Below are 7,342 nucleotides of genomic sequence, written 5' to 3' on the forward strand. Positions count from 1 at the left end.
GAAATCTACTCTGATAGGTTTGTTGGCCACGGACTTTGTATTGATGTGCATACTTATCCACCTATCATAGCCTCTTATTCCGTTTCTGTACGTCAGTACCGAATTTTGTAGTCTCGCTTTCTTCACTGCTTCTTCACTTAACCACTCGTGGTTGTGAAGACCTCCCCAGGTAAGAACATACTCTTTCATTCGATGCCTGCGAAATCTACTCTGATAGGTTTGTTGGCCACGGACTTTGTATTGATGTGCATACTTATCCACCTATCATAGCCTCTTATTCCGTTTCTGTACGTCAGTACCGAATTTTGTAGTCTCGCTTTCTTCACTGCATCCCTCACGAGAAACCAGCTTGCGACTTACTAACACACTTTACCAACTAGCATGTAAAGGACTCAGTCTTTTCGACTTGCACCTTCTAGAGTTTATTTGTACTTTCGTACTCGATGTCCATACTGGGCACACACATTATGTTTGCGAAAAGGCGAGCAAACGTGCTAATTTAGGCTTTTGTACTTTCTATAAACTTTGTGCGTAGGGCAAGGAAAGTGCTATTTAATCTCGCCCTTCGCAAACATTTTTCCGTTGGCAGTAATTTTTTGACACATCCTAAAACTTATGTCACTTAGAGGAACAGGAGTTAGAATTATAGTTCACGAACCTACAACTTGGGACAAAGGAAATTTATTAGGAAAAATAATTTTTGACAGAGGTGGAAACAAACTAATTGTTAAACTTTCAAATACAATTTCAGGCAACCAATTGACAAGTGACTTGATTGAACTTTCACCACACGAACTAGGCGACACTTTCAAATCATTGACACAGCATTATTCAGTTATGATAGACGGAAGTTTAATTGATGAAAGTAGAGAAATAAAAGAGCCTTTAATTTATGGCAGCATAACATTTGACTAATTATGACCGACGAAGATATTTTGACAATTTTAGAAAATGTAAAGCAACTCTTGCAAGACAATCAATTTTTAAAAGTTGGTGACTTGACGTTTAATTTAAAAGAGAATAGAGAATTGGTTGTGATTGGTTGGACAAATTACATTCATTTTGAAAATCTTACTAAAAGACAATCACTAATAGAGCTCAATGAAATTAAAGACTTGTTTCGACTAATGCTAAATTCTTCAAAATACTTAGCGGACTTTGTAGAAAATAAGACTATTAAATATTTTCTTAACTATGACGATTCAGGCAAATGTGGAATTGGAATTTGCAGCGAAGAGAATGGACAAATATTTTGGCAAGCTCAATTACGAGAAGACTAAAACTACTGCCAACATTAGGTTTGGCATTATTGAGGCTTGACGAATATTGCCTCAGCATTTGTTCTTTATTGTACTTCAGTTCGGGCTTGACGTTATAAATTTGGCTTATGAATAAAACATCAGCAATATTGCAATTATTGGGCTTCAGTTATGGGCAGACGGAATACTAATTCCCAACAAACGCCTAGCCTTTTTCGTTATAAGTCACTCTATGAAACACCCAAAGTAAATGAACTATCAGACATACAACCCACATAAAGACTTAGAATCCATAGTCAAATTTTATTGGACCTTAGAAGTACCCTTCGACCCTAAAAATCAAAAGCAAAAAATCGTGCCTGACGGCTGTATAGAAATGACTTTCAATTTTGGTGACAATATTAAAAGGTTCATCTCTGAAACCGACTTTATCCTTCATCCCAATGCAATGGTGATGGGACAGAGAACTAAATCATTTGACATTTTGCCTACCGGAAAAGTTGATACTTTCGCCATCTGTTTCTATTCAATTGGGTTTGCAAACTTCGTGACAATGCCTCTGGAGAACTTGGTTGACAAGGAAACACCTATTTCAGAACTTTTCGGGCAAGAAGAAGCTAAGGAATTAGAACAACAAATGATTCGGGCTAATGCTACTGAAGAGAGAGTAGCAACTATTGAAGCCTTTCTTCTGAAAAAACTTAATGAAAAGAAAACCATTAGCCACATCGTTAAAGCCACTGTTGATGCTCTTCTCAAAACAAACGGAACCACACCAATTAATCTTCTTTTGACAGAGGGCATTTCAAAAAGAAGACAACTAGAAAGGCATTTTAGAAAGCAAATTGGTATTAGCCCAAAGCAGTTAAGCAAAGCTATTCGTCTTCAAGCAACCTTGAATTTGTTACTCAACAAAAAATTAGAAACACTCACTGAAATAGCTTACGAAAGTCAATATTTCGACCAAAATCACTTTATAAAAGATTTTAAAGACCTAGTTGGAGTCACGCCAAAGGAGTTTTTAGACAGTGAGCACATGGCCTTATCTGCACTATTCTACAAATAAGTTTTGAAGTGTCGCATTTCTACTATTCCGGCCTCTCGAGGGTCCATAACTTTGCCAATGAATTTAAAATATCAAAGTAATGGCAATCAAAAGAATAGTTTTAGCTTCAATGGTTTTGGTAATCAGTTTTGTTTCTTGCAAGCACTCGGACAAGACGAACGCTGAAGCCTCTACCAAAGAAACCGTAGAAAATTCAAAACAAAAAAATATGAAAAGTTACATTTCAATGTTTGAAATTCCTGCTACGGATATTTCAAGAGCTATTAATTTTTACGAGGCCTTGTTAGACATCAAAATAGACAAAATGGATGTTGAAGGCATGCAAATGGGTGTTTTGCCTTACGAAGGACAAGTGGTAACAGGCGTAATTATTCAGGCTGACGGATATAAGCCATCGGCCGACGGCGTAACCGTGTACCTAAACGCAGGAGAAAACCTTCAGGTAGTTCTTGACAAAGTAGAGAAAAATGGTGGACAGGTCATAATGCCTAAAACAGCTCATGCAGATGGAAGTGGGTACTTTGCAGTATTCCTCGACTCTGAAGGAAATAAGATGGCCCTTAATTCACCAAACTAATAGCATATATACTTAACATGGTTGGCGTCAGGCGAGGTTTTCTACCTCTCTTGACGCTTTTTGTGTATATTTGATTTCAATTTTCATGTAGGATATAAAGCACACTTTGGCAAGTATATACTTGGCTAATAGGAATGACGCTATATCCTGGAAACAGTTTTTTATCAAGCAATTGTAAAAGCGTAACATTAAATGATGGAACATAAACACAAAGAAACGGACACCCTCTTTTTTCGACCAGGAGAAGGAAGAGTTTACAACTGCGGAACCATGACAGCAGTCTTCAAGGCAGATGAAAATGAAACCGCAAACAAATACAGTATTTCGGAGTGGTGGCTTGAACCCAACTCAGAAGGCCCGGGGGCTCACCAACACGAAGATAACGACGAAGTGTTTTATGGTATTGAAGGTAAGGCATCCATTCTCGTAGGTGACAAATGGGTTGACGTCGAGAAAGGAACTTTCCTTAGAATACCTGCCAAAACAGTTCACGACTTCGCAAACAGAACCAATGAGAAATGCGGGCTTCTTAACTTTTTTATTCCCGGAGGCTTCGAAAGAAATATGCCTTCTATAGTGAAATGGTTTGAAGACAATGGGTCAAAAAAAATAGGAGATAACATCCAACCGCCAAAATCGAATTAACAAGACGCTAAAAGTTAACGTTTCAATTTTTTTGAACTTTTGCACGATATTTGAGTCAATCGAATTATCAATCCAGACATCAAAAAGACTGGTTCATTGCCAACAATTAAAAAAAACATAAACTCATAACATCAAATGATAAGACTATTTTTAGGTGTATTTACTGTAGTGCTAACAGTGAATATTTCGTTCGGACAACGCACTGAAGAACATGAACATTGCAATTGTATAGATAAAATTGACAAAATTACTCCCAAACTGCACGGACATTTTGAACGTAAATGCAACGGAATATTGATTGAAAAAGGAGAATTCGTAAATGGATTGAAAAATGGAGCGTGGATAACCTATAGCCGAAAAGGCAAATTGATTCGTAAAATAAATTATGACAATGGATTACTCCACGGAAATGTCGAAATGTTTGATACAAAGGGCCAGCCTAAGTTAATAGGACAATTTGAGAAGGGTAAGAAAATTGGCAAATGGATTTATTACACCGATAAAGCAAGAATTCTTTGTGAAGGGAATTTTGATAATAATAAACCAATTGAAACATGGACAATCAATGATAAAAAAGGAAAAAAACCTGTTATTGTGTATGATTTTAACGCTAAAAAACACCTGTTAAAGGACACTGCCCCCCTCCATAAGAACAGTGAAGTGGTTCAAAACTACAATACCGAAGAATGGTTTATCTTGTTTTCGCCTGATAAAACATATTCGTCCAAGTCCCAACCGATTGGAGGATATTCTTTTGCAAATTATATGTTTATTGAGCTCGTTGAAGTTCCTGATAACTTTTGGGACACCTACTTATATCAGAAATATAAGGTTTCCTTTAAAATTACAGCAGACAACGAGGTAACTTTCAATAGTAACTTATTCACGGGGGAAGTACCTGATAATCATTTGGAACTTACCTTCTTGGCAGTCACCAATCCTGCTTCAAAGATCAAAAATATTGAATTTTCTAATCTACAAATGAAGCTAATCGATATAAAGATAAAAGAAGCCTTGAGTTTAATGCCACCATGGATTTATTATGAACAAACTGATATTGATTTGTACCTTCACTATGTGATTAATCAGAATTTACAAAGAAAATAGAAACAACCAAGGTTTGAATGGTTATTGAAACATTTAATCAAATTCGCCGAAGTTAGAGGATTAAATAGCCTAAAATCCCGAAGGATTTCATTTCCCAAGAGTGCATCTGGAACTTAAACAAAAAGGCTCAAAACCAAGCCTTAAGTATTATTCCTGAGCCTTTTCTTGTATCCCAAACTGGTTCTCCGCACCAAAGTAATATTTTTAGCCTAATTTTGAGTTTCTAAATCAACTAGTATCTCAAATTCGCTTATCAATATGATTTCATCTGATGCTAAATCCCAAATTCTTGAAGTTTCAAATTTTGAGGAATTTGTAAGTACACCTTTTCGTGGAAACAAAAATGCCATTTGTTGGAATCGTGAATTACAGGGTGATTTTGTGGAAATCATTAGAAAACTAGAGCAAAGTGAGAATATAACGATAATTGAAGAAGATGATTTGCTCGAACTCGACTTAAGCGAGGATGCCCAACTTGCTAGAGAATTGCTCCTGAGTGACTTACGCCTTTTGACAGCATACGGTGCGGACCCAGTCCTGAACATTATCAAACATTACGAAGAAGACGACTCCTACCCTTTCTTTCCAACAGACGTTTACTCCTTCCATGTCGACCGTTCTCCCGTACCTACCGATACTATTTTGTGCACTTATTACGGCGATCCGAGCGAAATCATTCCCAATTCCGAAGCCACTCAAAAGATCACTATTCCCGAAATCCGCATGGAGCTTCAAAAGCTCTACGATGGAAAAGCCGACGGATTTGATGCTTTTTTAACTGAGAACTTCTTTGACCTCCACTATGAAGTAAAACCTGGGGCCCAACCAACCAGCCTGGGTTTGGGTCATTTGTGGCGTTTGGCGATAGATCATCCCGAAAGTAAAGTTCTACCTTGCGTTCATCGTGCTCCAAGAGAAAAAACCACCCGTTTACTCCTTATTTGTTGATTATATGGGGTGTAATGGCACGCGGATAACACGGATCCTTCGGAGCACGGATTTTCACGGATTTAATTTAAATTTTGATTCGATAGATCGAGGATGTAATCTATAGCTAGATTTAAACCTGATTATGCAAGGTATAATGGCACGCGGATAACACGGATCCTTCGGAGCACGGATATGCACGGATTTACTTTTATTGAGACCAAATCAGCGAAGATTAGTGTTGCCAATAGGCATCTGCGTGCCAATCAAGCAGCACTTTTCTTAGAAATCTCCGCTTTTATAAGCTCCTGATGCAGTTTCAGTTTTTTAGAACCGCTGTTGATGATGTAAATCATAAATACAGAAATACCAATATAAAGCCACCCAAAACCATTGATTACCAAGCCATAAACAATCACACCAACCAGCATGCCTATAAGTCCAGCGGTGTACATTTGCTGTTTCTTTATTTTCTTTTGTTCTGCTACAAGCTCCTCAAGAGACAGTTTAGAATAATCTTTAATTTCTGACATGGGTTTTGATATTTTTTTCAATAGCTCTGCAATTTAGCAAATGGCAGAATAAGAAAACATTAGTTTAAAAATTCTTTTTTTGTAACGTCCTGAAATAATGATACAGGTTTTTTAAAAGTTAAAAATACAATCTTTAGACAGTAGTAGCATCAATGTTACTACTGTTTTTTTTTGATTTATATGTTTTCATTTTTATTTCGGACTGTTGATGCATTTCATGAGGTGTTAGTAAGTAATTAGAAATATGAGGTCTTTTATGGTTATATGTATGAACAGACTCTTTGACCAATTTTCCTATTTCTTCTAGCTCTAAATCGTACTGGTCAATTTTAAATTCTTGTTTTAAAATACCATTTATTCTTTCCGCTACTGCATTTTCATATGGGTCTGAGTTTTGTGTCATACTGCATAAAACTTTGTGTTTTGATAATATCTCTTGATATATATTTGAACAATATTGCAGACCTCTATCGGAATGGTGTATTAATGGCAATCCCTTCGATTTTCTTTCTCTCAATGCCATTTTTAGAGCTTTTACGCTACTTTCAGCATTTAAATTATCAGCAACATTAAACCCCATTATTCTTTTCGAATAGGCATCGGTCACTAAGCTTAGATACCTTGGTTTCTCTCTTCTTCCAATGTAAGTGATATCCGAAACCCAAACCTGATTTGGTCTTTTTATATCAATATTTAGGATTAGATTATCATGCTTTTTAAACCGATGTTTAGAGTTTGTAGTTACATGATAACGGCGTCTTGGCTGAATAAAAAGATGATTTGCTTTCATTATCGCAAAGAATTTATCTCTGCCAATATCAAGACTTTGTAGCTCTTTATTTAAGATATAGTATAACTTTTTGCCACCAATCATTGGCATCGTTTTTCTAACTTCTAATATCATATCCACAACTACTTCGGCTTTAAAAATCTTGACCTCCTTTCTTTTTATACTCCTGTAATACACCTGTCTATCAATCCCGAACAAATGACAGGCAAAACTCAAGGTTTGGTTTTCTTCTTGTCTAAATTGATCGATTGTTCGGGTGAGGAGTTTTTTCGGATATCAATTTGATATTCTTTTTCAGCTAAATTTATCATCATATCAAAGATGATTGCTTTTTTATCTGAAACATTGGCTAAATGTTCATAATAAGCTCTTTGTTTTTCTAAAAGCTTAACCTTAGCCTCAAGCTCCATTATTCTTTGCTCAGGTGTTTTCGGCATA

General features: G+C 36.3%; 11 protein-coding genes and 1 pseudogene. 7 read left to right on the forward strand and 5 right to left on the reverse strand.

Translation table 11 applies throughout. The annotated features are described in order from the left end of the window. Together EGI31_RS13910 and EGI31_RS13915 are read right to left on the reverse strand one after the other, a co-directional pair. On the reverse strand, positions 1 to 189 hold a 189-nt coding region (locus tag EGI31_RS13910; protein WP_255037835.1), incomplete at its 3' end, for a hypothetical protein. Next, a complete protein-coding gene (locus EGI31_RS13915; protein ID WP_255037836.1) occupies positions 186 to 326 on the reverse strand; it encodes a hypothetical protein in 141 nt (46 codons plus the stop codon). The genes EGI31_RS13915 and EGI31_RS13910, both read right to left, overlap by 4 nt. A gap of 289 nt (positions 327 to 615) precedes the next feature. On the opposite strand from EGI31_RS13915, the gene EGI31_RS13920 reads away from it, so the two are divergent. From EGI31_RS13920 to EGI31_RS13950, 7 genes are all read left to right on the forward strand, one after another. Continuing rightward, complete coding sequence (locus EGI31_RS13920; protein ID WP_255037837.1) at positions 616 to 915, forward strand: hypothetical protein; 300 nt, start codon at positions 616 to 618, stop codon at positions 913 to 915. A gap of 2 nt (positions 916 to 917) precedes the next feature. Continuing rightward, positions 918 to 1,280 carry a hypothetical protein gene (locus EGI31_RS13925; protein ID WP_255037838.1) on the forward strand — a complete coding sequence of 121 codons (363 nt, stop codon included), beginning with the start codon at positions 918 to 920 and terminating at the stop codon, positions 1,278 to 1,280. 229 nt (positions 1,281 to 1,509) lie between these two features. Continuing rightward, the gene (locus tag EGI31_RS13930; protein WP_255037839.1) at positions 1,510 to 2,325 is read left to right on the forward strand and encodes an AraC family transcriptional regulator; all 816 of its coding nucleotides are present in this window, start codon (positions 1,510 to 1,512) and stop codon (positions 2,323 to 2,325) included. Between the two features lie 79 nt (positions 2,326 to 2,404). Further along, positions 2,405 to 2,902, forward strand: coding sequence for a VOC family protein (locus tag EGI31_RS13935; protein WP_255037840.1), 498 nt, complete (start codon positions 2,405 to 2,407; stop codon positions 2,900 to 2,902). Between the two features lie 192 nt (positions 2,903 to 3,094). Then, complete coding sequence (locus tag EGI31_RS13940; protein ID WP_255037841.1) at positions 3,095 to 3,547, forward strand: cupin domain-containing protein; 453 nt, start codon at positions 3,095 to 3,097, stop codon at positions 3,545 to 3,547. 135 nt (positions 3,548 to 3,682) lie between these two features. After that, on the forward strand, positions 3,683 to 4,654 hold the full coding sequence (locus tag EGI31_RS13945; RefSeq protein ID WP_255037842.1) for a toxin-antitoxin system YwqK family antitoxin: 972 nt from the start codon (positions 3,683 to 3,685) through the stop codon (positions 4,652 to 4,654). Positions 4,655 to 4,912: 258 nt separating this feature from the next. After that, positions 4,913 to 5,602 (forward strand): hypothetical protein, encoded by a 690-nt coding sequence (locus tag EGI31_RS13950; RefSeq protein WP_255037843.1) that lies wholly within the window; start codon positions 4,913 to 4,915, stop codon positions 5,600 to 5,602. A gap of 245 nt (positions 5,603 to 5,847) precedes the next feature. Here the strand turns inward: EGI31_RS13950 and EGI31_RS13955 are convergent, their stop codons facing one another. The 3 genes and pseudogenes from EGI31_RS13955 to EGI31_RS13965 form a co-directional block, all read right to left on the reverse strand. Then, entirely contained in the window at positions 5,848 to 6,114 is a 267-nt protein-coding gene (locus tag EGI31_RS13955; RefSeq protein WP_255037844.1) for a hypothetical protein, read from the reverse strand. A gap of 133 nt (positions 6,115 to 6,247) precedes the next feature. Next, positions 6,248 to 7,081 (reverse strand): IS3 family transposase, encoded by an 834-nt coding sequence (locus tag EGI31_RS13960; protein WP_255037445.1) that lies wholly within the window; start codon positions 7,079 to 7,081, stop codon positions 6,248 to 6,250. Between the two features lie 35 nt (positions 7,082 to 7,116). Continuing rightward, a pseudogene (locus tag EGI31_RS13965) lies at positions 7,117 to 7,342 on the reverse strand (transposase); the annotation flags it as partial.

Source organism: Lacihabitans soyangensis, assembly GCF_024343775.1.
In the GTDB taxonomy this organism is placed as follows: Bacteria; Bacteroidota; Bacteroidia; order Cytophagales; family Spirosomataceae; genus Leadbetterella; species Leadbetterella soyangensis.

What these genes read in the sequence shown, in the direction of transcription:
- EGI31_RS13940 (WP_255037841.1), top strand. Translation starts at nt 3,095, where the DNA reads ATGATGGAACATAAACACAAAGAAACGGACACCCTCTTTTTTCGACCA.
- EGI31_RS13925 (WP_255037838.1), top strand. Translation starts at nt 918, where the DNA reads ATGACCGACGAAGATATTTTGACAATTTTAGAAAATGTAAAGCAACTC.
- EGI31_RS13945 (WP_255037842.1), top strand. Translation starts at nt 3,683, where the DNA reads ATGATAAGACTATTTTTAGGTGTATTTACTGTAGTGCTAACAGTGAAT.
- EGI31_RS13955 (WP_255037844.1), bottom strand. Translation starts at nt 6,114, where the DNA reads ATGTCAGAAATTAAAGATTATTCTAAACTGTCTCTTGAGGAGCTTGTA.
- EGI31_RS13950 (WP_255037843.1), top strand. Translation starts at nt 4,913, where the DNA reads ATGATTTCATCTGATGCTAAATCCCAAATTCTTGAAGTTTCAAATTTT.
- EGI31_RS13935 (WP_255037840.1), top strand. Translation starts at nt 2,405, where the DNA reads ATGGCAATCAAAAGAATAGTTTTAGCTTCAATGGTTTTGGTAATCAGT.
- EGI31_RS13920 (WP_255037837.1), top strand. Translation starts at nt 616, where the DNA reads ATGTCACTTAGAGGAACAGGAGTTAGAATTATAGTTCACGAACCTACA.
- EGI31_RS13930 (WP_255037839.1), top strand. Translation starts at nt 1,510, where the DNA reads ATGAACTATCAGACATACAACCCACATAAAGACTTAGAATCCATAGTC.